The sequence below is a fragment of the Chitinimonas arctica genome (genome assembly GCF_007431345.1).
Lineage (GTDB): Bacteria > Pseudomonadota > Gammaproteobacteria > Burkholderiales > Chitinimonadaceae > Chitinimonas > Chitinimonas arctica.
The window spans coordinates 565,364-588,541 of the sequence record NZ_CP041730.1 but is presented as its reverse complement, the minus strand read 5'-3'; the positions used below and the strand labels follow the sequence as shown (position 1 = coordinate 588,541).

14 protein-coding genes are annotated in these 23,178 nt (G+C 59.2%); 4 read left to right on the top strand and 10 right to left on the bottom strand.

Annotated elements, in window-relative coordinates; translation table 11 throughout:
• Positions 1-29 precede the first annotated feature (29 nt).
• The 4 genes from FNU76_RS02735 to FNU76_RS02720 form a co-directional block, all read right to left on the bottom strand.
• Positions 30-6,182, bottom strand: coding sequence for a calcium-binding protein (locus tag FNU76_RS02735; RefSeq protein WP_179958319.1), 6,153 nt, complete (start codon positions 6,180-6,182; stop codon positions 30-32).
• Positions 6,183-7,291: 1,109 nt separating this feature from the next.
• On the bottom strand, positions 7,292-8,416 hold the full coding sequence (locus FNU76_RS02730; RefSeq protein WP_143856279.1) for a lysozyme inhibitor LprI family protein: 1,125 nt from the start codon (positions 8,414-8,416) through the stop codon (positions 7,292-7,294).
• Between the two features lie 138 nt (positions 8,417-8,554).
• Positions 8,555-9,079, bottom strand: coding sequence for a hypothetical protein (locus FNU76_RS02725; protein WP_143856278.1), 525 nt, complete (start codon positions 9,077-9,079; stop codon positions 8,555-8,557).
• Positions 9,080-9,088: 9 nt separating this feature from the next.
• Entirely contained in the window at positions 9,089-9,835 is a 747-nt protein-coding gene (locus tag FNU76_RS02720; RefSeq protein WP_143856277.1) for a lysozyme inhibitor LprI family protein, read from the bottom strand.
• A gap of 713 nt (positions 9,836-10,548) precedes the next feature.
• On the opposite strand from FNU76_RS02720, the gene FNU76_RS02715 reads away from it, so the two are divergent.
• The 3 genes from FNU76_RS02715 (at position 10,549) to FNU76_RS02705 (ending at position 13,250) form a co-directional block, all read left to right on the top strand.
• The gene (locus tag FNU76_RS02715) at positions 10,549-11,628 is read left to right on the top strand and encodes an IS630 family transposase (RefSeq protein ID WP_144280546.1); all 1,080 of its coding nucleotides are present in this window, start codon (positions 10,549-10,551) and stop codon (positions 11,626-11,628) included.
• A 102-nt stretch (positions 11,629-11,730) separates the two neighbouring features.
• A complete protein-coding gene (locus FNU76_RS02710; protein ID WP_144280546.1) occupies positions 11,731-12,810 on the top strand; it encodes an IS630 family transposase in 1,080 nt (359 codons plus the stop codon).
• A 122-nt stretch (positions 12,811-12,932) separates the two neighbouring features.
• A complete protein-coding gene (locus FNU76_RS02705; RefSeq protein ID WP_223879201.1) occupies positions 12,933-13,250 on the top strand; it encodes a type II TA system antitoxin, ParD family in 318 nt (105 codons plus the stop codon).
• 365 nt (positions 13,251-13,615) lie between these two features.
• Here the strand turns inward: FNU76_RS02705 and FNU76_RS02695 are convergent, their stop codons facing one another.
• The 4 genes from FNU76_RS02695 to prpB form a co-directional block, all read right to left on the bottom strand.
• Positions 13,616-15,067: a bifunctional 2-methylcitrate dehydratase/aconitate hydratase gene (locus FNU76_RS02695; protein WP_143856276.1), complete on the bottom strand. Its 1,452-nt coding sequence runs from the start codon at positions 15,065-15,067 to the stop codon at positions 13,616-13,618.
• A 24-nt stretch (positions 15,068-15,091) separates the two neighbouring features.
• Positions 15,092-15,715, bottom strand: coding sequence for a hypothetical protein (locus tag FNU76_RS02690; RefSeq protein WP_143856275.1), 624 nt, complete (start codon positions 15,713-15,715; stop codon positions 15,092-15,094).
• Between the two features lie 256 nt (positions 15,716-15,971).
• Complete coding sequence (prpC, locus tag FNU76_RS02685) at positions 15,972-17,123, bottom strand: bifunctional 2-methylcitrate synthase/citrate synthase (RefSeq protein WP_143856274.1); 1,152 nt, start codon at positions 17,121-17,123, stop codon at positions 15,972-15,974.
• A gap of 112 nt (positions 17,124-17,235) precedes the next feature.
• Entirely contained in the window at positions 17,236-18,123 is an 888-nt protein-coding gene (gene prpB / locus FNU76_RS02680; protein ID WP_143856273.1) for a methylisocitrate lyase, read from the bottom strand.
• 359 nt (positions 18,124-18,482) lie between these two features.
• On the opposite strand from prpB, the gene prpR reads away from it, so the two are divergent.
• Complete coding sequence (gene prpR, locus FNU76_RS02675) at positions 18,483-20,393, top strand: propionate catabolism operon regulatory protein PrpR (protein WP_143856272.1); 1,911 nt, start codon at positions 18,483-18,485, stop codon at positions 20,391-20,393.
• A 15-nt stretch (positions 20,394-20,408) separates the two neighbouring features.
• Here prpR and FNU76_RS24305 read toward each other — a convergent pair whose 3' ends face one another.
• Positions 20,409-21,323, bottom strand: coding sequence for a M16 family metallopeptidase (locus FNU76_RS24305; RefSeq protein WP_263405653.1), 915 nt, complete (start codon positions 21,321-21,323; stop codon positions 20,409-20,411).
• A gap of 560 nt (positions 21,324-21,883) precedes the next feature.
• Positions 21,884-23,170: a M16 family metallopeptidase gene (locus FNU76_RS02665; RefSeq protein WP_143856270.1), complete on the bottom strand. Its 1,287-nt coding sequence runs from the start codon at positions 23,168-23,170 to the stop codon at positions 21,884-21,886.
• Between the last annotated feature and the right edge of the window lie 8 nt (positions 23,171-23,178).

The following is a 23,178-nucleotide window of genomic DNA, read 5'->3' as shown; positions in this document are numbered from 1 at the left end:
TGGGCTCCCGCTTATGCTGTAAAACGGTTTTATATCAACCGGTTTGCCGACAACAGTGGTGAATAGTGCTCATGCGCTGGCACCGTTTGATGTAGCAGGCCCGCATCTATCGGTGCAAACGCTGCCATGGCACTGACCAAGCTGGTCAGCTGTTGATCGACCGAAATTACTTGATTCGCCACCATCGGCGGCCGTGGCAGAACAATTCCACCCGCGCCAGGCACGGTGTCGCCCAGCAATTTGGCTGTCACCACCTTGGCTTGGATCTGCGTGTTGTTCCAGACCACGCTATCGCTGAACTTGAACTGTTCGATGCGATAGGACAGCGCATTGGTTGCGTCGAAGTAGTTCTCGACGGTTACCTGGTCGGTAGCGCCGTACTTCAGGACCAGATTCGCACCCACCTTCTGCACCGCGCTAATCTCGGTTGATTTCACATCCTTGAACTGGATGGCATCGACGTTGTTGGCGGTCGTGTCGAAATCGCGGATGACGTCAGCGCCGCCGCCCTTTGCGAGGGTATAGGTATCGCTACCCAGGCCGCCGTCCAGGCGGTTGGCACCGTTGTTGCCGGTCAGCACATTATTCAGCGCGTTGCCGGTACCGTTGATGGCGGCAGTACCGGGAGCCAGGGTAATGTTTTCGACTTGATTGCCGAGGGTGTAGCTGACACCAGTAACCACCGTATCGCTGCCTTCGTTGGCGTTTTCGACAATCACTTCACGGCCATTGCTGACGATATAGAAGTCATGGCCCAGTCCGCCTGCGAGGGTGTTATCGCCGCCACCACCATCTAGCAGGTCATTGCCGGTTTCGCCGAATAGCTGGTCATTACCGTTGCCACCGCGCAAGTTGTCGTCGCCGTCGCCACCGTTGAGGCGGTCGTCGCCATCGTCGCCAGCCAGGGAGTCGTTACCGCCCAGGCCATAGATCGTGTCGTTGCCAGCGCCACCCGCCAGGCTTTCGGCGACAGCGGTGCCATTGAGGTTGTCGTTGCCAGCCGTGGGGGTATTCGGCGGAATCAGCCGGGCAATCTCGGCGGCCGAAATACCGTTGCCGCTCTTCGGTTGCACATAGGCAATCGCTGCCTCGCCACCATTGAAGTGGTTCAACACCCGCACACTGCGGCTGGCATCGCCAACTACGCCGATCATCAGATCGTTACCTTCGCGGCGGAAGCTGAATTGATTGCGTTCGACGTCGCTAAAGATCAGCCAATCGGTGCCGCCACCGGTATTGTCGATGACATCCTGGCCCCAGTTGGCCTTGAATACATATTTGTCGTTGCCCACGCCGCCGAGTAGCTTGTCGTTGCCGTCCTCGCCATTAAGCTGGTCATCGCCATTGCCACCCATCAGCAGGTCGTTGCCGCTATCTGCACTCCGGCCATCCCCACCGCTCAGGTAGTCGTTGCCATCGCCCCCTTCCAGTCGGTCATCGCCGCCGAAGCCGAATAGGTTGTCGTTACCGGCGTAGGCGCGCAGCAAGTCGCGAGTGGCTTGGCCCTGCAGTTGGTTGTTGCCGGCATCGCCTTCGAAAAGCTGTTCGTAGCCAAGCTGGTAGTTCAGCCGGGCAGCCTGGATCTCGTCCTTGCCCCAGATCACGCCATCTGCGAATTGGATACGAGCCACCGCCACGTTATGGGCGTTGCCGTTGTTGATATCGCGGAAGTAAGCGGCGATGGTCAGCTTATCGTTGCTGCCCAGTACTTCCAGCAAGAGACTGCCCTGGTCGCCGCTGCGGATGCTGATATCGGCGGCCCGCAAATCACGGAGCTTGAGGGTGCCGCGCAAGGGTAGCGGCGAGCCATCGGGACTGCGTGTTCCATTGTTATCGTAATTGACCAGCAGGTCCTGGCCATCGCCGCGACCAAACACAAAGGTATCTTCGCCGCCATAGCCGATCACGGTGTCGTCACCGGCGCCGCCTTCCAGCGTGTCGTTGCCGCGTCCGCCCTCGATACGGTCATTGCCGGCCAGACCTTGCAACAGCCTGTCATCGGAGGCGAAGTTGGTGATCAGGTCGTTGCCGGCACTGTTGCGCAGGGCTTGGGCATAGAAAGTCTCGGGCGTGATCGCGGTGCCATCGGCTAGCAGAATGGTGCCGCCCTGGATCTGATTGAAGTCAGGGTAACGCCAATAGCCTGACAACTGGACCACTTCGCTGCTGCCCTTCCGACCGATATCGAGCTGGTCCATGAAGTAATTGCGCTGAAAGGTCAGGTCCGCCAGGGTTGTGCCTTGCCATAGCTGCACGGTATCGCTGCCCGTGGTATCACTCAGGTGGTCGATACCCCCACCCTCTACCTTCAGCACATCATTGCCCGCGCCCCCAGAAAGTCGGTCGTTACCGGCACCGCCCACCAAGGTATCGTTGCCCTCGTCGCCGGACAGATCGTCGTCGCCATCGCCCCCCTCCAGCAGGTCGTCGCCGTCTCGGCCGGTCAGGTAGTCCTTGCCACCCAGGCCACGTAGCGTGTCGGCCATCTCGGTACCTGGGATGTAGTTATCTTCCTGGTTGGCCAAACCAGCGAAATAGGCATCGTGCAGGGCGCGCCTGCCGAGGCTGCTGCCGTCGGCGAAATGCAGGCTGGCTAGATGGCTATAGGTCGCATAGCGGTTGAAGAAGTCGGCCAGCAGCAGCGTATCGGACCGGCCCTGGAAGCCGATCACCAGGTCGGTGGTGTCGCTTGGCCGGGTAAGCACCAGTTGGCTGGCGAGCAGGCCGGTACCGAACTGGATGAGGTCTTGCCCGGCGGCGTAGTCGCTCCGCAAGCTGTCTTGGCCAAAGCCGGCATCGAATTGATAGAGATTGTCTCCCCAGCCGCCGTTCAAGCTATCGTTACCGACGCCACCATTGAGGGTGTCGTTCCCTTCACCGCCATTCAGCACATCGTCGCCGGCCAGGCCGTTCAGTAGGTCGTCGCCTGCACCACCCTGGAGCGTGTCATTGCCAGCCGTCGCGGAGTCGGCCAAGAGCTTTTGCTGGATGGCCGCACGGTTCCAGGCTTGGCCGTCGGCAAAGCGGAATTCGCTGACGGTGCCGACCGGGATGAAATAGTTCTGGATGCTGATTGCGTCACCATTGTTAGCGAAGCTCACCAGCAAATCATTGCCGGCCTGCTTCAGGCGCATATCGGCCCGCACGATATTGGCGGCGAACTGCAGGGTATTGCTTTCGCCGATGGCGCCCTGGTCATTGATGGTGTCGCGACCGTCGCCCTGGGCGAAGCGATAGGTGTCCGAGCCGTCGTAACCGGCCAGGCTGTCGTTGCCGGCCAGGCCATTCAGCGTGTCGTTGCCCATGCCACCCTCCAAGCTTTCGGCGGCGGCGGTACCGGTCAGGTTCAACGGGGCGGTGCGCAGGCGCGAGAGCAGATAGCCGAGGGAAACCGTACCGCCGCTGAACGCAAAGTGGTTGATCGCGCCGTCCATACCGCCCTTGACCAGCACATCATCTTGCTCGTTCAGGCGCAGGCTGAGGTCGCGGCCGCTGGCGCTGACGGTAAGCTGGGACAGTGCGATATCGAACAGGTTTAGCGTGTCATCACCACCCGTATCGCTGATCTGATCATGGCCCTCGCCCCGCAGATAGCCATAGCTGTCGTTACCCAGCCCGCCATCCAGTTGGTCGTTGCCCGCGTCGCCATAGAGGCTGTCGTCGCCCAGGTCGCCGATCAGCGTATCGTTGCCGGCTCGGCCGCTGAGGGTGTCGTTGCCGCTGTTGCCGTCCAGATTGTCGGCCAGCAGGGAGCCGGTCACGTTGTCATTGGCCTGGCCGCCGAAGAAGCCGCTGGCTTGTTGCCGATCTTCGAATGTGAGGAGGATCGCCGTGCGGCAGGCACTGTTCATCAAGGTTTTGAACGACAGGTCCAGTTCGGTGGATTCCGTATCGGCTAGCACCCCCGCTGCTGCCAAGGCGGCAACCGGTGTACCCGCAATGTGCGCGGTGGTCGGCGTACCCGAACTCTCCGCCAACGCGGTAAAGCGGAAATTGCCGTTGCGCAGGCCGCCACGCACCGTGAAGGACGTACCGCCGGCATTGAATGCCAAGTCGATGTTGCTATTCGCTACCGCTATCTCATCCAAGCTCGCGTCGAGCACAATGCGATTGCTGCCGGCCGCATCGATAATCTCCGACCGTGCCTCGCCGTCGATTGCGTCGGCCATCAGATAGCGATCATCGCCCTCGCCACCTTGCAGCGAGAGGCCGCTGCCCAGAGCCTGCAGGGTATCGCTGCCGCTGCCGCCTTGCAGGATGTCGCTGTCACTGCCACTGATGCTGTCATCCCCTTCGCCGCCGTCGAGATAGTCCTCGCCATCCCCGCTCAAAGTGTCATTGCCCGCGTCGCCATACAGACCATCCGTGCCTTCGCCACCTTGCAGCAGGTCATTGCCATCGCCACCGTCGAGTCGGTCATCGCCTTCGCCACCGTCCAGGGTATCGTCACCGTCGCCGCCATTCAGCGAGTCGCTACCTTCTCCGCCAGTAAGGGTGTCCTTGCCCTCTTCGCCCGTCAGCAGATCGTTGCCGCCTTCGCCAAATAGCTGATCTTCACCCGCGCCACCGCGCACGCTATCCAGGCCCTCGCCGCCGGCCAACGTATCGTTGCCCTTGGCGCCCTGCAGTTTGTCCTCACCGTCACCGCCATCGAGGTAATTGTCGCCGATCAACTCAAGCGCCAAGGTGGCGGAACCGACCAGCAACACATCATTGCCGTTGCCACCGAACAAGTTATTGTTACCAGTGCCCGCCCACACGGTGTCGTTGCCGTCGCCGCCATCGAGCAGGTTTCGATCGGCTAGCGCACCCGCTCCGCTCTCGACCACCAAATCATTACCTTCATCGCCGAATAGCTGGTCCGAGCCACCATTGCCGTCGAGGGTGTCATTACCCTCGCCGCCGTATAGCCGGTCATCGTCACTGCCACTGAATCGCTCGTCGAAGCTGCCCCCATAGAGATAGTCGTTGCCTCCGCCTCCGGATAGCAGGTCATCGCCAACCACCCCAACCAAGGTATCGCTGTCATCACCGCCATCGAGCGTATCGTTACCGTCATCGCCCACCAGGCAGTCTTCGCCAGCATCGCCATAGAGTTGGTCATCGCCGCCGTTGCCCACTACGGTATCTTGACCAATATTGCCCATCAGGCTATCAGCGCCATTGCCGCCTTCGACAAAGTCCTTGCCCTCGCCCCCGTCGGCAAAGAAGCCGCTGGTGTTGGCGGCCTTTTGCTCGGTTTTGTTCATATCGAGGCGTGGCTGGCTACCGCTTTGCGGCGTGCCATCCAGCTCCCAGTGGTAGGGTAGATCCAGATGGATATCCATACCCTCATCGGGAATCACATAGAAGGGCTTGAGATTGCGGGAGGCGGTATAGCGTAGGGTCCAGTCCTGATACCTGTTGTTCCAGATATCACGGGGATTGCTGCTGACGCGCGGCAACAGTCGCCAGTTGCCCTGGATATGGTCGTCGCCGGACCCGCCGGTGATCAGCTTGAGGCCATTGCCGGCATAGATATAGTCATTGCCTTCGTCACCCTCCAGCGTGCCACTGCCGTCCGGCGCCAGGATAAAGTCGTTGCCGCCCTTGCCGTAGATCCCGATCATCTGGGGGGCGGCCATGTCGGCTGCGACGCCGTGGCGCAAAGCCGCCGACGTGGGGAGAGAACTGCCGAAGTAACCGAGCAAGTCGTTGCTCGCTAAGCCGACGGTGCCGGGCGGTTTGGACGTAGTGCCCTCAGTCAGGTTGATACTGAATTGACCGCTGCTGAAATTGCGAATGCCCATTTTTTGCCCAGTGGCTATACAAGTCACCACGAGCACACCGGTGCCTGGGCTGGCGCCCTTGTTGGCGACATAGCGAAACTTGCCGTCGGCACTTAGATAGGTTCCAAAAATACCGTTACGTGAACCGCCGGACAATGTCGTGCCGGCAAATTTGATCGTGCCTTGGCCGTCTGTATCCGTAATTGTGTCGCTACCGCCGTCGGCCTCGATCACATAGGTATCCACACCATTGCCACCCTCCAGCTGATCATTGCCGAGGCCGCCAATCAGCGTGTCGTTTTGGTCACCGCCACGCAGGATGTCCGCCCCTGCACCGCCAATTAGGTAGTCGTGGCCGGTGCCGCCGTAGAGCTGGTCCGCGCCTGCACCGCCAACCAGGAGATTGTTATTCAAACTGGCGCCTGTACGGCTATCATCCACGCGGGCGTCCAGCGTTTGGCTCTGAAGCCCTTCATCTTTGAAATAAATCGCGGCGGTATTGCTAATTATCGCTTGGTCGATAGCCGGGGCGTTGGGGCCGCGCTGGGTATTCGACCAAGTTAGGAATGTCTGATAGGCAGGTTTTAGTGTATCAGTTAGCGTTTTAGCCTGCTCAGACCCCGAAACGGTCATTGCCTTCTTATAGTCGATGTTAGCCGCTTTTACCCTATCCTTGGCCGCTACCAACCCATCAGGGCTGACCGAATATTTAAGCTCGCGGTCAAATATCCGCTTCCGGTTTTCGGTGACGATACTGTAAAGACTTTTCGCTTCATCTATTGTCGCGGTCCCTGCGGTATCATACACGCCGAACATGGCCGATGCCCCATAACTGCGCTTAGCCCAACCACCATTATTTTCGGCTTTTACCCCTGTGCCTTCCTTCCATTGGTAGCGCATTTGAAACCAGGCATAGGCGCGTGTATTTTTTGTTAATGTAGCCCCTGTTTGTCGCCCATAAACACCTAGCCATGCCAAAGTCGCAACAATAGCCATTTCTTTCGAGGTAGAAAACGGCGTGTTTCTCAGTGAAGGTGCATGGCGATAGATTTTCGCCTCATAAGTTGGCCATGCGATCTGTAATGCTTTAAAAACCTCATTGTCGTCAAGGAATGTAAAGGTACTACGCCGCTTGTCCGCGTTGATAATCGCGCTATAAGCAGGGTCAGATGCAATCGAAGCATTTCTTCTTGCCATTACCGCGTCGTAAGCAGACTGTGTCGTATTGGATGCCTGAATTAGCCTTCGTAATTCTGTAATATAATCCTGCTCCTTTCGTTCTGGCGTCCCTGGAGTAGTTCGGGCATCTATCCAGGCGTGCGCTACATCCATTCCCATCGCAGTGAACACGGCTTTCTGGATAGGATCACGGCCTTCAAGCAAATCAAACCCAATACCAATGGTAGGCGTCTTTATTGGATGCAACTTTAGCCGCTCAGCAGGAGTGCGCGGCGACTCGAAAGAAGTTAACACGTTGAAAAGTGATTGAACGAAATCACCAGAAACAGGACGCCAGGTTATGCTCATTTTTTCCTACCTACGTACTTAGACTTTACGACAAGTCGGCAATCGTGAGGAATATCTTTCTCACGCGAACTCTTTATATCAACTCCGCTACCATAGTCACTAATAAGCACAGGGTCTTTCTCGAATAATTTTAGAGAGGCATGTGTAGTGTTCCACCCACTTATCTTCTCTGGATTTGCTAGATCACCTGTTACCAGGAAAACACGACCGTACCAACCAGGCGTTTTGCAACCGTTCTCCAATGGCGCATATTCACTTCTTACTACAGGAGTGTTAGTATTGAATCTCAGCTGTATCACATGCTGTTCGCCCGAAGCCAACGCAATTGTTGCTGGGTCATTTGGTGGGTAAGCGTTATCCAGTAGACGTGTCTTCCAATACTGAACACGTCCACCGCTATTAATAAATTCTTCCGCCTCCGCTGCATAGGAGCGAGCTTGCGAGGAAGAAGCTAAGCCAGCACTCTGGAAATATTTCTCTGCGCCGTCGCGAGTGTATTGAAGCAATTTCTCTATCAAGGCTTTATGCTCTTTTGGATCAAGCTCAGTCCATGGAGGCTCTGAGAAAATCGGTGCGAGCAAAATAGTCGAACTGCAATAATTTTGGAGTGTAGAAGTGCCACGTACCGACGTCCCTTCGGGTGCGGCCTCGTTCAAATAGGACTTTAAGTTTTGGCACATTTTATCCTCGCTGCCATAAACGGTAACACCGCCATACATCTCGTTCCTTTCTTGAAGGAAGTCCCACTGCATAGGAACGAAAATTTGTTTACGTTTTTTATGGGTGGGGGTAGTTGATGCTCCTGCATATGGAACAAAGATTGACAAGGATTGCAGTTCTTCGATACGAGCCTTGTATTGAGTAATAAGACATGCAGTATCGCGGCAGGTGTCGCGTTTCTTCAGCCATACCAATTGCTCTGATTTAAGCTGCTTATCGGGATCTGCTAGCAAGTAAACTTCAGCGAGTCGCTCGTCCAATAAAGAAGTGACCGTATCAGCACAAATCAACTTGTCGATAGAGCGTTTTGCACCTGCACAGTCGAAGCTAGCGGCACTAACGTTCAGGGTGAGGGATGCCATCGCTGCTAGGGTAATCGGCTCTAGCCACTTTTTTGTCATTTCAGTCCTCCCAAAAAAATTTAGTCTGAACTTTCCACAGCGAGTAAGAAAGTTCTTATTTTCTCCACGCTGACAACTCTGAGCAGAGTTCATGCCGTCGTCGAAGCGGTGAATCACGAGGCGGGCATCATACCGGAGTCATCCGATACGAAAGCCTAACTTGTACGTTTGTTTCACGTAAATTTTCCCTAAGCCAGCCGTGTGCCTAAGTAGAGGGCGAAATTTCACTCGCTGATGCCGCAGAAGTTCATCAGTGCCTGCAGGCCATCTTGATAGGCTTACCGAAAACGCTGGCTCCGGCGAGAAAGGCATGTTCAAGCCGTCAGCATGTACTTCATATTGAGGATAAGTCTGTAGTAGCAACGCTTGGCCTTCGGCCCTGCTTATATTCCGGGGAAAGGTTGCAATGGCAAGCGCAGTCTGTTTTGGCGCCTTGGCCTCGTCAATTTTTTTCAGTATGCCTAGCTCATCTTCTGTTAGGGAAATGCCAGAACTCCGCCAAATCGCCACGTTGTTGGAGCGGTTGAACGTATACCCCCAACCTACTGTGGCCTTCCCGTCGCCAATATCTCTGGTACGAGTGATGTGTCCTTCACATCCACTGATTAGCTGCATAACAAAATTGCTGTATGCTTCAGCCGAGAGATTTCTAGTATATTTCATACAAAACCCTTAAAGCCCTTTGCAAGCCAGACTCGCTTTCCTGCTTGACAAAGCGAATAAACGGCGATTGCCTGTATTTATTTCTGGATAAGTATGACCCACTAGCGCATAATATTCCCCGCGCAAGCGAATCAAAGTGAATGGTTTGTCCGTGAATTCATACCCTCTGCCTCCAGAGAGCTGTATGTAAAGGGTGCAAGTGCCTTCACTAATACTTCCGCAGTCTTGCATCACTTCGTCATTTTTTTTGTCTCCGTCAATATCCACATCTTTGAATATTTTTGCGCGCCCCTCTCCATCAGCATATTCAACGAAACGCTCTGTGGAGCCTAGAGGAGTTTTTTCCAAATCATTAGAAAATTCATTGCAGAAATCACTTTGCCCCGCATGCGTGGTGGCGTGAGAACTGCGCTCCGCTTTCGTTGTGACGGGCAATCCGTTCTTTGCTGAGATTGGCGCCAGGGATTGTAGTACGGCAAGTCGCTGTCCATAAACTCCTGTTAGACAGGTCACTTCCAAGCACGCATCCCGTGTCTTCAACCAAGCCCGCTGTTGGGTTCGTAGTTGCTTATTGCTGCCTAACTTTCGATAGGCTTCGTGAAGCTGCTCATCCAACTTCGACAAGTTTGAATCGGTACAAATGAGTTTCTCTGCTGTTCGCTTTGCGGTAGTACAATCAAAACTTGCTGCACTAGCGTTGATGGCAAGGACTGTTATACCTGTCAATGCAATTGACTCAAGCCATTTTTTTGTCATTTCGTTCCTCCGAAAAAAATTTAGTCTGTGAATTTTCCGCGTGAAATAAGCAAATACTTATCTGCCGCACGCTGACCACTTGGAGCAGAGCTCATACTGTCATCCAAGCGGTGAACCGCGAGGCGGGCATCATACCGGGGTAGTCCAATACGAAAGCCTAACTTGTACGCTTGTTTCACGTAAATTTTCCCTAAGCTAGGCGTATGACTAAGAGCGGCTAACAAGAATAGGTAGACCAAGGTGGTCGCACGTTTCGTCAGACGAGCATAAAACGTCAACTTATCGTCCAGAAGCTGTAGAAATCACAGCAGCCCCTTGTGCAGCCTCACCGGCGTGGCAAAGGAAGCCCTCGCCCATACAAGATGCACTTGCACCTGGCCTTCAGGGAGGAACATCAGTCGCGCACTATGAATAGGACGGATTAGGACGTCATTAATCCAAGAGCGGTGTGCAGCTGTTCAAATTCTGGCCGATTTGACTTGTAGATTAGATGTGGTGGTAAGGAACGCATGGCGTGATGCTTGTTCTTACAATATGCCGAGCGCAGCATGCCAATTGTGGTACGCCACCACAAAACCACATTTGTGCAAATTGATCAACATCCATCATCCTTGAGCAATCCCATGAGCGGCCTAGTGTGGTGTCTCAAAAGTAGAATTAATTAAATATTTGGTATAATTGTCGTAGTTCAATAGCTCATGGAGACTATGACGATGACCAGAACGGGCCGCCCGATCAAGAAGCTGGAACTATCCGAAGAGCAGCGCAGAGAGCTGAATGCACGTTTGGCGCTGCGCAAGGCGCCGGCCGATGAGAAGCTACGAATTCAGATTGTGCTCAGTTGTGCTGACGGCGAAGGAGGCAAAGAGATCGCGAAGCGGCTGGATACCACTGCGCAGACCGTCTCAAGGTGGCGTCGTCGGTACGAGTCGTATGGTCTGGCAGGGCTGACCGATGCACCGAGGTCGGGGCGGCCTCGCACGGTGCTAGACGAACACGTTCAGGCGGTGATTGATCGTGTCCGGAACAGTAAGCCTACTGACGCGACGCACTGGAGCGTGCGCACGATGAGCAAGGCAACAGGCGTGTCGGCGTCCACAGTGCAGCGCATTTGGCACGCGTTCGGGCTCAAGCCCCATCGGCTGGAGACGTTCAAGTTTTCCACCGATCCGAATTTTGTCGATAAGGTCCGCGATGTGGTGGGCTTGTACCTCGCCCCGCCGGATCGTGCCTTGGTGCTCTGCGTGGATGAGAAGAGCCAGATTCAGGCACTGGATAGAACGCAGCCTTCACTTCCGCTTACGTTCGGCAAAGCAGAAACCCGGACACACGATTACAAGCGGCACGGGACGACTTCGCTGTTCGCAGCTCTGGATGTGGCCACTGGCAAGGTCATTGGCCAACTCAAACGTCGCCACCGGAGCGTCGAATTTCTGCAGTTCCTCAATACCATCGACGCAAGCGTACCGGCAGACCTGGATATCCACCTGATCATGGACAATTACGGGACGCACAAGACGGAGAAGGTGCGTGCCTGGTTCGCCAGCAGGCCACGCTACCATCTGCACTTCACGCCAACTTCGGCCTCCTGGCTCAACCTTGTGGAGCGTTTTTTCTCACAAATCAGTGAGAAGTGGATCAAGCGTAGTGCCCACAGCAGCGTCGCCGATCTAGAGCAGTCAATCCGCCACTACTTGGACATCCACAACACCAACCCGAAGCCCTTTGTATGGCGCAAAAGCGCAGATTCAATCCTTGAGGCCATTGCTCGTGCAGGCAAAGTTATTAATTAATGCTATTTCAGGTACACCACACTAGTGTGGTGTCTCAAAAGTAGAATTAATTAAATATTTGGTATAGTTGTCGTAGTTCAATAGCTCATGGAGACTATGACGATGACCAGAACGGGCCGCCCGATCAAGAAGCTGGAACTATCCGAAGAGCAGCGCAGAGAGCTGAATGCACGTTTGGCGCTGCGCAAGGCGCCGGCCGATGAGAAGCTACGAATTCAGATTGTGCTCAGTTGTGCTGACGGCGAAGGAGGCAAAGAGATCGCGAAGCGGCTGGATACCACTGCGCAGACCGTCTCAAGGTGGCGTCGTCGGTACGAGTCGTATGGTCTGGCAGGGCTGACCGATGCACCGAGGTCGGGGCGGCCTCGCACGGTGCTAGACGAACACGTTCAGGCGGTGATTGATCGTGTCCGGAACAGTAAGCCTACTGACGCGACGCACTGGAGCGTGCGCACGATGAGCAAGGCAACAGGCGTGTCGGCGTCCACAGTGCAGCGCATTTGGCACGCGTTCGGGCTCAAGCCCCATCGGCTGGAGACGTTCAAGTTTTCCACCGATCCGAATTTTGTCGATAAGGTCCGCGATGTGGTGGGCTTGTACCTCGCCCCGCCGGATCGTGCCTTGGTGCTCTGCGTGGATGAGAAGAGCCAGATTCAGGCACTGGATAGAACGCAGCCTTCACTTCCGCTTACGTTCGGCAAAGCAGAAACCCGGACACACGATTACAAGCGGCACGGGACGACTTCGCTGTTCGCAGCTCTGGATGTGGCCACTGGCAAGGTCATTGGCCAACTCAAACGTCGCCACCGGAGCGTCGAATTTCTGCAGTTCCTCAATACCATCGACGCAAGCGTACCGGCAGACCTGGATATCCACCTGATCATGGACAATTACGGGACGCACAAGACGGAGAAGGTGCGTGCCTGGTTCGCCAGCAGGCCACGCTACCATCTGCACTTCACGCCAACTTCGGCCTCCTGGCTCAACCTTGTGGAGCGTTTTTTCTCACAAATCAGTGAGAAGTGGATCAAGCGTAGTGCCCACAGCAGCGTCGCCGATCTAGAGCAGTCAATCCGCCACTACTTGGACATCCACAACACCAACCCGAAGCCCTTTGTATGGCGCAAAAGCGCAGATTCAATCCTTGAGGCCATTGCTCGTGCAGGCAAAGTTATTAATTAATGCTATTTCAGGTACACCACACTAGCAGGCTGGTGAGAAACTCCCTGCATCAGTAACTGCGTGGGAAAATCCGACCAGATCAGGGAGGTTTGCTCAGAAAATAGGCGAAAATTGCCTGATTTTTGAACAAAATACTGTATTTCCACAGCTTTCCTGCAGCACAGTGGGACTCTGACGAGTTTCTCACCAGCCTGCTAACGATTGATGTCACCGAGCAGCAGCATCAAGCCCTCAAGGCTGCGGCAGCGCTGCAGGGGAAGACCATCAAACAGTATGCCGTTGAGCGTCTGTTTCCTTCGGTATCCGATGAAAACCAAGCGCTCGACGACTTGAAGGCCCTTCTGTCGCGCCGCATGGCCGAGGCACAGCGCGGGGATGTGACTGATCGCAGCATCACCGAGGTGGCTGACGAAGTATTGTCGGCGAGAGGGCCTTCGTGACCAAGTCGTATGTCCTAACCAAAGGCGCTGCCGCCGACATTCGGGAGATCACCCATTACACCGTCGAGAAGTGGTGTGATTTACGGTGCCGCGCCTACATCGAACAGATCGAGAAGGCGGCCTACGAGGTCGCAACCGGCGACGGGTGTTCAAGGACATGAGTTCGCTGCTTCCTGGCTTACGAATGAAAGCGACGGGGCGCCACTACATCTTCTGTCTTCCAAAGGTTGGCGAACCGGCATTGATTCTTGCCATTTTGCACGAACGCATGGACATCATCTCCCGCCTCAAGAACAGGCTGGGTTAGAACAAAAAACGGGGAGCCCAGCTCCCCGTTCTATCGTCCCTTGGCGACGGCCTAAGGATCAAATCACCATCAGATCCACGAACTCGTTGACCGGCGTTACTTCCAGTTTCTGCTGGTCATCGCACAGCGCGTAAATCGCCAATGCTTGCTTGAGCGGGAACTTGCGGGCCAGGTTGGTCTTGAACTTGGCTTCCAGCAGCGGGATCCCGTCGCCGCGGCGGCGGCGGTGGCCGATCGGGTATTCGCAGACTTCTTCGGCCAGGACGGTGCCGTCGTTCAGTTCCACGGTCAGGCCATTGGCGATGGAGCGCTTTTCCGGGTCGTGGTAATCGGCGGTAAAGGCCGTGTCTTCCACGCAGACGATCTTGTCGCGGAGGGCGTCGATACGGGGATCGGCGGCGATGCTGTCCTCGTAGTCGGCGGCGGTCAGGCGGCCGTGGATCAGCGGTACCGCCACCATGTACTGGATGCAGTGGTCACGGTCGGCCGGATTGTTCAGCGGACCCTTCTTGTCGATGATGCGGATGCAGGCTTCGTGCGTGCGGATGGTGATCTTCTTGATATCGCTCGCACCCTTGCCCAGCGCCGCCAGCTTGGCGTGCAGGGTCATGGCGCATTCCACGGCGGTCTGCGAGTGGAACTCGGCCGGGAAGCTGATCTTGAACAGGACTTGCTCCATCACGTAGCTACCGTAGGGGCGTTGGAACTGGAAAGGCTTGCCCTTGAACAGGACGTCGTAGAAGCCCCAGCCCTTGGCGCTCAGCACGCCTGGATAGCCCATTTCGCCCTTCAGGGTGATCAACGCCAGGCGCACGGCCCGGCTGGTGGCATCGCCCGCCGCCCACGACTTGCGCGAGCCGGTGTTGGGCGCGTGGCGGTAGGTGCGCAGCGCTTGTCCGTCCACCCAGGCTTGCGAGACGGCATTGATGATTTCTTCGCGGGTGCCGCCCAGCAGCTTGGTCACCACGGCGGTCGAGGCGACCTTGACCAGCACGACGTGGTCGAGGCCGACCCGGTTGAAGCTGTTTTCCAGGGCCAGCACGCCTTGGATCTCGTGTGCCTTGATCATGGCGGTCAGCACTTCGCGCATCAGGATGGGCGACTTGCCGGCGGCGACGCGGCTACGGCTCAGCCAATCGGCCGCCATCAGGATGCCGCCGAGGTTGTCGGACGGGTGGCCCCATTCGGCTGCCAGCCAGGTGTCGTTGAAGTCCAGCCAGCGGATCATGGCGCCCAGGTTGAAGGCGGCCTGGATGGGGTCGAGCTGGAAGGAGGTGCCGGGCACCTTGGCGCCGTTCGGTACGACGGTGCCGGGGACGATCGGTCCCAGCAGCTTGGTGCAGGCAGGGTATTCCAGCGCTTCGAAGCCGCAGCCCAGGGTATCCATCAGGCAGAGGCGGGCGGTGTTGTAAGCCTCGGTCGATTGGACTTCGTATTGCCAGACATAGTCGGCGATATCGACCAGGACCTGATCGGGATCGGGCCGGACGTTGGAGATTGCGGCGGACATGACGGTATCCTTGATTTGCGGGGGTTAAAAACTCTTGGGACGGTTAAGGCCGATCATGGGGAGGTGGACGTAGACCTCCTGCAAAATCGTATCGGCCTTGGCGGTATTGCTGGCCTTGCCCAATGCTTCGCGCAGCGCCACCAGGGCCAGACGCAGTTCCGCTTCGGTATCGCAGTGGCTGATCCGGCGCTTGAGCAGCATGGCCTTGATGCCCAGATGGATTTCCACCAGTTTGCGCATCAGCGCGGCGACCGGGCGCAAGTGCTCGGGCAGCTTGGCCGAGACCGGCAGATCTTCCTGCGCGACGGGCTGCTCTTCCTCGTCCAGCAATACCGGTGGTTCGATCTTGACCGGCGCACTAGGTGCGCTGACCGCGACCGCAGGCGGCGGCGTGGCTTCGACGACCGGTGCTGCTTCGGTGGCCAGCTCGCTACCCGGCACGATCTCCACCAAGCCCATTTCCAGCAGCTTGTCGACGATATCGGCCGTATTGCCCAGCGAAATGGCCAGCTCGCCTAGCTGTTGCCGGCTCTTTTGACTATCCACCTGCAACAACAGGGTGCGCAGACGCACCGGCAGCCTGGCCGTTCCTTCGCGCACCTGCAGCGCCTGCAAGCCGGACTCGGTCTTGCGCAAGATTGCATTCATTTACCGTATTTCCCTTGTGTCATGTCCGCACCGTGGCAAGCCCTGGGTCGGTATCGCCACGGCGGGCAAAGTTAGCACAAGAGACTCCAGTGTGTGATTACAGAAGCGCGGTACGAATCCCACCCGGAGGGCAAACCAGGCGGGTCGCGGCGGCGCGGGCAGCGAGCGCTTGGCCGGCAGCGAAAAACCGTTGTATTTATGCCGAGTCCAGGTGGTGCGAACGGTAAGGCACCGCGACAACACCGCCGGTCCGGCCTTATTTCCGTTGCGCCAATGGCACAAACGACAGGTCTTCCGGCCCGGTGTAGTTGGCACTGGGGCGGATGATCTTGCCGTCGATGCGCTGTTCGATCACATGCGCGCTCCAGCCGCTGGTGCGGGCGATGACGAACAGTGGTGTGAACATGGCGGTGGGTACGCCCATCATGTGATAGCTGACGGCCGAGAACCAATCGAGATTGGGGAACATCTTCTTGATGTCCCACATCACGCTTTCCAGCCGTTCGGCGATGTCGAACATCTTGCTGTTGCCGGCTTCCAGCGATAGCTGGCGGGCCACTTCCTTGATGACCACATTGCGGGGATCGCTGACGGTATAGACCGGGTGGCCGAAGCCGATCACCACTTCCTTGCGTTCCACCCGGGCGCGGATATCGGCTTCCGCCTCGTCGGGGCTGTCGTAGCGCTTCTGGATCTCGAAGGCGACTTCGTTGGCGCCGCCATGCTTGGGGCCGCGCAGCGCGCCGATGGCGCCAGTGACGGCGCTATGCATATCGGAGCCGGTGCCGGCGATGACGCGGGCGGCGAAGGTGGAAGCGTTGAACTCATGCTCGGCATACAGGACCAGCGAGGTGTGCATGGCCCGTACCCAGCTGTCGGACGGCTGCTGGCCATGCAGCAGGTGCAGGAAATGGCCACCGATGCTGTCGTCGTCGGTCTCTACTTCGATCCGCTTGCCGTTATGGCTGTAGTGGTACCAATACAGCAGCATGGAGCCGAAGCTGGCCATCAGGCGATCGGCGATATCGCGGGCGCCGGCGATATTGTGGTCGTCCTTTTCCGGCAGCGCGCAACCCAGGGCCGACGCGCCGGTGCGCATGACATCCATCGGGTGGGCGCCGGCCGGCAGGCTTTCCAGCACCGCCTTGACCGCCGCCGGCAAGCCGCGCAGCGATTTGAGCTTTTGCTTGTAGCCGGTCAATTCGGCCTGGTTGGGCAGTTTGCCGTGGACCAGCAGATGGGCGATTTCCTCGAACTCGCAGGCCTGTGCCACATCGAGAATATCGTAGCCCCGGTAGTGCAGGTCGTTGCCGGTGCGGCCCACGGTGCACAGTGCGGTATTGCCGGCGGCGACGCCGGACAGGGCGACCGATTTCTTCGGCTTGGGGGTGACGGGGGTGTCGCTCATCAATTGTCTCCAGGTAGGGCGGCGGCGCGTGGCCGGCTGAATTGCAATAGCGTTTTGTCTTGTTCGTGGCCGGATGTGTTCGCACTACGCGGCCGGCCGTTCGGTACCGTGGTCAGGCCTGCTTTTCCGCCGCGAACAGGGCGTCCAGTTTTTGCTCGTAAACGTGGTAGCCAAGGTGATCGTACAACTCCATCCGGGTCTGCATGGTATCGAGCACGCCCTGCTGGGTTCCCTCTGCGGCGATATGGCCGTAGACATTGAGGGCGGCCTTGGACATGGCGCGGAAGGCCGATAGCGGGTACAGCATCATGCCCACGCCGGCCGAAGCCAGTTGCGCCCGGGTGAACAGCGGGGTCTTGCCGAATTCGGTGATATTGGCCAGCACCGGCACCTTTACCGCATCGACGAAGGCCTGGTACATCTCCAGCGATTCCATCGCTTCCGGAAAGATCATGTCCGCGCCGGCCTCGACGCATAGGCACGCGCGGTCGATGGCGGCCTGCAGTCCTTCCACGGCCAAGGCGTCGGTGCGGGCCATGATGACGAATTCGCTGTCGGTACGGGCATCCACGGCCGCCTTGACCCGGTCCACCATCTCGCCGGCGGAGACGATGGCCTTGCCCGGCCGATGGCCGCAGCGCTTGGCCAGTACCTGGTCCTCGATATGCACGGCGGCCGCGCCGGCACGGATCATTTCGCGCACGGTGCGGGCGATATTGAAGGCGCCGCCCCAGCCGGTATCGATATCGACCAGCACCGGCAGTTGCGTGCGGTCGGTAATCCGCCGCACATCGATCAGGACATCTTCCAGGGTGGTGATGCCCAGGTCGGGGATGCCGCAGGAGCTGGCGGCAACGCCCCCGCCGGACACATAAAGCGCCTTGTGGCCGCTATGCTCGGCCAGCAGGGCGGCATAAGCATTGATGGCGCCGACGATCTGCAGCGGCGCTTCGGCTTGGACGGCGGCGCGGAAACGTGCGCCTGGCGTGGACGGATTCATTGGGTTCTCCTGGACGGCGGTGGCGAGTCGGGTGCAAAAGCCGGGCCAGCGCGAGGGGTGGGTAGGGCGTCGCTGCGAAAGGCTTGACGAATCAGCAGCATAGACCGTGGCGGCGGGCGCGGCTGTGGGCTTGGCGGTGACGGTATTGTCGCAGATTTGGATTCGAATGTTTCAATGTTGGAACCTGTTTCATTGTATGTGACGGGCCCCAGCGCGCTGCAATCAGCTGGCCATGCTTAGGCTCGCTGCGGCCAGACTGAGGAAAGTTGCGTGCCGTACGGTATGGTGGGTATGCCCGTCCTGCTTGCCAAGAAAGCTGCTTGTTCTTATTCTGAAACATTCCGTTTCCCGTTTGCACCATGTCCCGTTCCGCTCTTCCCCAGCTTGGCGTGGTCGCCACCCGTGCCCTGGCCGAACTGGTCCGTCAGTTGGCCGCCGGCCTGGGTCAGCGCTTCGAACTCCGCCTGATTGAAAAACCCGCCGAAGAGGCCGTGGCGACCGCGCGCGAAATGGTGCAGGCCGGCTTGCTCGACGCCGTCATCGCCGCCGGGCGCGGGGCGGAATTGCTGCGTACCGCCCTCGATGTGCCGGTGGCGCAGATCAAGGTCAGCGGCTATGACATCCTGCGCGCGCTGGTTGCGGCGCGGCGGCTCAATCCGCGCGCGGTGCTGCTGACCCGGCGCCGCCTGGCGGATGAGTTCGAGGCGCTCAAGCCCATCCTCAATATCGAACTGACGCCCTTGATCTACGAAACCGACCAGGAGGCGCGGCGTCATCTCGATACCCTGTCGCGGGCGGTCCGGCCGGTGGTGGTGGGCTCCAGCCAGATCGTGCACCTGGCCGGGCAGTACGAGCTGCCCAGCGTGCTGATCTACTCGCTCGAATCCGTCCAGGCGGCGTTCGAAGCGGCGCTGGAACTGACCCGGGTGGCCCGCCTGGAGGAGGCCAAGCGCGAGCGGCTGGACCGCATCCTGGAAAGTCTGTCGGAAGGCGTCGCGGCGGTGGATATGGACGAGCGGGTGCAGACCATCAATCCGGCCCTGGCCAGCCTGGTCGGGGTGGCCGGCGATTGGGCGGTCGGCCGGCGCCTGTCGGAATTGGCGCCGGTACTCTCCCTGGCGGGCGTCCTGAAAAGCGGCGAGGCCCGTCGCGACGAGGTCGTCACGGTGGCCGGCAAGCGCCTGGTGACCCAGCGCCTGCCCTTGATCGAGGCGGGTCAGCAAGTGGGTGCGGTATTGACCTTGCAGGAGTCCGCCGCCATTGAACGGGCTGACCGAAAATTGCGCGCGGAGGCCCGCAAGAGCCCGTTCCGGGCGCGCTACAGCTTGCGCGATGCGGTGGGTGACTCGGCCGCCATGCGGGTAGCGAAAGAGCTGGCCAACCTGTACGCCGGATCGGATTCATCGGTACTGATCAGCGGCGCTTCCGGTACCGGCAAGGAGTTGTTTGCCCAGGGCATCCACCAGTTGTCGAAACGGGCAGGCGGTCCCTTTGTCGCATTGAATTGCGCGGCATTCCCGGATAGCTTGCTGGAGTCCGAACTATTCGGTTACGAGGAGGGTGCCTTTACCGGCTCGCGCCGCGGCGGCAAGCCGGGCCTGATCGAGCTGGCCGACCGCGGCACTTTGTTCCTGGATGAGATCGGCGATATGCCGCTTCCCTTGCAGACCCGTTTGTTGCGGGTATTGCAGGAACGGGAGGTGTTGCGCCTGGGTGCTTCCGAACCCATTCCGGTCGAGGTGCGGGTGATCGCCGCCACCCATGCGGATCTCCAGGCGGCCTTGGCAGCGGGACGTTTTCGCACCGATCTTTATTACCGCCTCAATATCCTTAATCTGCAACTTCCCCCCTTGGCCGCGCGTGGCGAGGACGTGGCGCTGCTGGCCCACCGCTTGGCCGCCGATGCGCTGGCGCGGCTGGGCGCCGACCTGCCGGCCGAGCAGCTTTGCCAGCCGCTGCTGAGACTGGCGAGCGGCTATGCCTGGCCCGGCAATGTGCGCGAATTACAGAATGTGGTGGAGCGGCTGGCGGTTTTCTTCGGCGCTACCCGTGCGCTGGGGGTGGAGGATGTGCGCCGCCTCGCGCCGGAGTTGGCGAGCGGGCCGAAACAAGGGCTCCGCGAGGCGGAAACGCCGCTGGCCGTGACGGCCGATATCGCTCGCCGGCAGCGTGCCGAGGCGGTGCTGCGGGAATGCGGCGGCGACCGGTCCCTGGCCGCCGCACGCTTGGGCATCAGCCGTACCACCCTGTGGCGTTTGTTGCGTGGATAGCGAGGCGACCGGCCGCTATTCCGCGGGCTTTTTCCCGTCGAAGTTGCCGGCTACCGCGATACTCAAGCGGGCTGGATCGAGATAGGTACGCAAGGCCAGGTTGACGTCGGCCAGCGTCAGTTTTTGCAGATTGGCGATCTCCTGCTCCGCCCGGCTCAAGGGCTCGTCATGGCGCACCAGGTTCTGCAGCAGGTCGATCTGTCTGCTTTCGCCGGCCAGGCTGGCTTGCAGTTGCTGTAGCCAGCCGGCTTTCAAGTCGTCCAGCTCATCCTGGCGGAACCCCTCGCGGCGAGCGCGATCGATTTCCTCCCGGATCAGGCTCTCGACCCGCTCTCGGTTTTGCGGCGCGTAGCTGGCCGAGACGCGCCAGCTTCCCCAGGCATCCTGGCGACCGAAACGGGCGCCGCTACTGATGCCGTAGCTCAGGCCTTCCTGCGTGCGGATGCGCTGGAACAAGCGCGATTTATCGCCATCGCCCAGGAGCCGGACGGCTGCCTGAATGGCCAGCCTGTCCGGGTGCAGCAAGCCCACCGGCAGGTTGGTGCGGGCCAGGTAGGTGGCGTTGGCGCGATCGGCGGTCTGGATGCGGAAATAGCGTGGCGCGAGTTCGGTGTACGGCTCGGCGGCAAAGCGATAGGGCGCGGGGGTGCGCCAGTCGCCGAATAGCCGGTTCAAGGCGGTCCGGGTTTGTTCAACGTCGAAATCGCCCACCAGGATCAACTCGCCCTCGCCGACACCATAAAAATCGGTATAGAAACGCTGCATCGATGCCAGGTCGAGCCGGGCGATGTCCTGCTTGAGTTCCGCCGGCGTACTGTAATGGCGGATATCGCCGCGTGGCCAGCTGCCACCGAAGTACTGGTCCAGCGCGCGTGCGGCCAGCTGATCCGGGTCGCTGGTGGTGAGCGAGGCGTCAATGCTCTCGCGCATGCGATTGATGGCGACATCGAACTCCTGCTGGCTGAAGCGCGGCTCGCGTAGCATTTCGGCCAACAACGCCAGCGAGGGCGCGAGTTGCGCACGCTCGGTATTGATGCGGGCGGTGACGCCCTGCGAACCGGCGTCCAGGGTAATACCAGTCCTTAGTCGGCTCATTTCGGCGGCGATGGCAACCTTGTCGCGGCGGCGGGTGGCCGTGCCCAGCTGGCTGTCCAGCATATCGGCGATCGCTTCCATGCCGAAAAGGGAGGTTTCGTCGCCAAAGCGGACATTCAGCTTTGCGTAGACCTTGCCGCCCCGGAGCTTGCGCGGCAGCAAGGCGTATTTGAGGCCATTCGGGAGCTGGCCGGTAATGGTGCGGGCGGCGATATTGGCCACGCTGGGTTCGAATTTCTCGCCTGCCGTCGCACCCTGGTCGCGCCCGCGATAATCCTTGAGCAGTTCGGCGACGGCCGGGGTGGCCGGTATCTCGACGACCTCGCTGCGTTCGGTCGGAATAAATCGGCCGCTGACCCGGTTGGCCGACCGCAAATAGGCCTTGGCGACCCGTATCACGTCCGCCGTACTGACCGCTTCAAGCCGGTCGCGGTTGTAGAAGCCGATTCGCCAGTCGCCGAGCTGGGCGCTGTTGGCCACCATGCCGGCCAGGCTGTGGGCATCCGTGATGGCGTTGTGATAGCTGCTGAGAAAGGCGGATTTGGCCCGAATGACGGTTTCGTCGTTGATGGCGGCCACCAGCTCCTGCTCCAGCAGCCTGGCCAGTGCGCCTTCGCTGCGCGCCATATCCGCCTCCCGGGGCAGCGACAGGCTGACGCGGAATAGTCCGGGCTCGGTAGCGCAGTCGGATGTCGCGTTGCCCCCAGGGCCAGGCGCGGTTCGATCAGCGACTTCTGCAGACGGCCGTCGGCGCCATTGCCGACCAGGAAGGACAGCACCGCCAAGGGCGGGTAATCCGCGTGCATGCAGGCGGGTATATGGTAGTAATTGAACAGCAGGGGCAGTTCGCCGGGCCGGCGCAGGGTCACGCTGCGCTCGCCGTCCTGCGCCGGTTCGATACTGCGGCGGCGTACCAGGGCGTGTGCCGGTTTGGCCAGTGCGCCGAAATAGCGCTCGACCCAGGCCAGCGCCTTGTCGCGATCAAAACTGCCGGCGATCGCCAGGGCGGCATTGTCCGGCCGGTAGAACTGCCGGTACAGCTCCCGCAGGCGGACGGAATCGACCTGCTCCACGTCGCTGCGGTTGCCGATGATGGGTTCGCGGTATTTGTTGAAGCGGTAGGCACTGGCCTGCATGCGCTGGTGCAGCAGGTTGGCGGGCGAGTTTTCGCCGCGCTCCAGTTCATTGCGCACCACCGTCATTTCCCGCGCCAGCGCCTCGGCCGTGACCGTGGCATTGACCATGCGGTCTGCTTCCATCCGCAGCGCCCATTCCAGATTGGTATCGCTGGCGGCGAAGCGTTCGAAATAGCTGGTGATGTCGTACTGCGTGGTGGCGTTCTGCTGCATGCCGCGCTTGCGGAATTCATCGCGCGGGGCGGGAATGCTGGGAGTGCCGAGGAACATCAGATGTTCCAGCAGATGGGCGGAGCCGGATTCGCCATAGAGCTCGTCGCGGCTACCGACGAAATAATTGAGTACCAGGGTGGTGACCGGTTTGCTGTCGTCCTCGATCAGGAACAGTTGCAGCCCATTCGCCAGGCGGTAAGCGCTGACGCCTTCGATCTGCCCCAGCGGCTGTGGCGCGGCCGGGCCTGGGCTGGTGGCTGCTAACGGCGCCAGCAAGGACAAGGCCAGGGAGAGAACGGCAAGCGGATAGGCAGGACCGCGATTTTTCCGCATGGCGCGTG

Excerpts from the sequence above, each read along its gene's own strand:
- FNU76_RS02715 (WP_144280546.1), top strand. The coding sequence starts at position 10,549 with ATGACCAGAACGGGCCGCCCGATCAAGAAGCTGGAACTATCCGAAGAG.
- FNU76_RS02695 (WP_143856276.1), bottom strand. The coding sequence starts at position 15,067 with ATGTCCGCCGCAATCTCCAACGTCCGGCCCGATCCCGATCAGGTCCTG.
- FNU76_RS02725 (WP_143856278.1), bottom strand. The coding sequence starts at position 9,079 with ATGAAATATACTAGAAATCTCTCGGCTGAAGCATACAGCAATTTTGTT.
- prpB (WP_143856273.1), bottom strand. The coding sequence starts at position 18,123 with ATGAATCCGTCCACGCCAGGCGCACGTTTCCGCGCCGCCGTCCAAGCC.
- FNU76_RS02690 (WP_143856275.1), bottom strand. The coding sequence starts at position 15,715 with ATGAATGCAATCTTGCGCAAGACCGAGTCCGGCTTGCAGGCGCTGCAG.
- FNU76_RS24305 (WP_263405653.1), bottom strand. The coding sequence starts at position 21,323 with ATGCGCGAGAGCATTGACGCCTCGCTCACCACCAGCGACCCGGATCAG.
- FNU76_RS02665 (WP_143856270.1), bottom strand. The coding sequence starts at position 23,170 with ATGCGGAAAAATCGCGGTCCTGCCTATCCGCTTGCCGTTCTCTCCCTG.
- prpC (WP_143856274.1), bottom strand. The coding sequence starts at position 17,123 with ATGAGCGACACCCCCGTCACCCCCAAGCCGAAGAAATCGGTCGCCCTG.
- FNU76_RS02710 (WP_144280546.1), top strand. The coding sequence starts at position 11,731 with ATGACCAGAACGGGCCGCCCGATCAAGAAGCTGGAACTATCCGAAGAG.
- FNU76_RS02720 (WP_143856277.1), bottom strand. The coding sequence starts at position 9,835 with ATGACAAAAAAATGGCTTGAGTCAATTGCATTGACAGGTATAACAGTC.
- FNU76_RS02730 (WP_143856279.1), bottom strand. The coding sequence starts at position 8,416 with ATGACAAAAAAGTGGCTAGAGCCGATTACCCTAGCAGCGATGGCATCC.
- prpR (WP_143856272.1), top strand. The coding sequence starts at position 18,483 with ATGTCCCGTTCCGCTCTTCCCCAGCTTGGCGTGGTCGCCACCCGTGCC.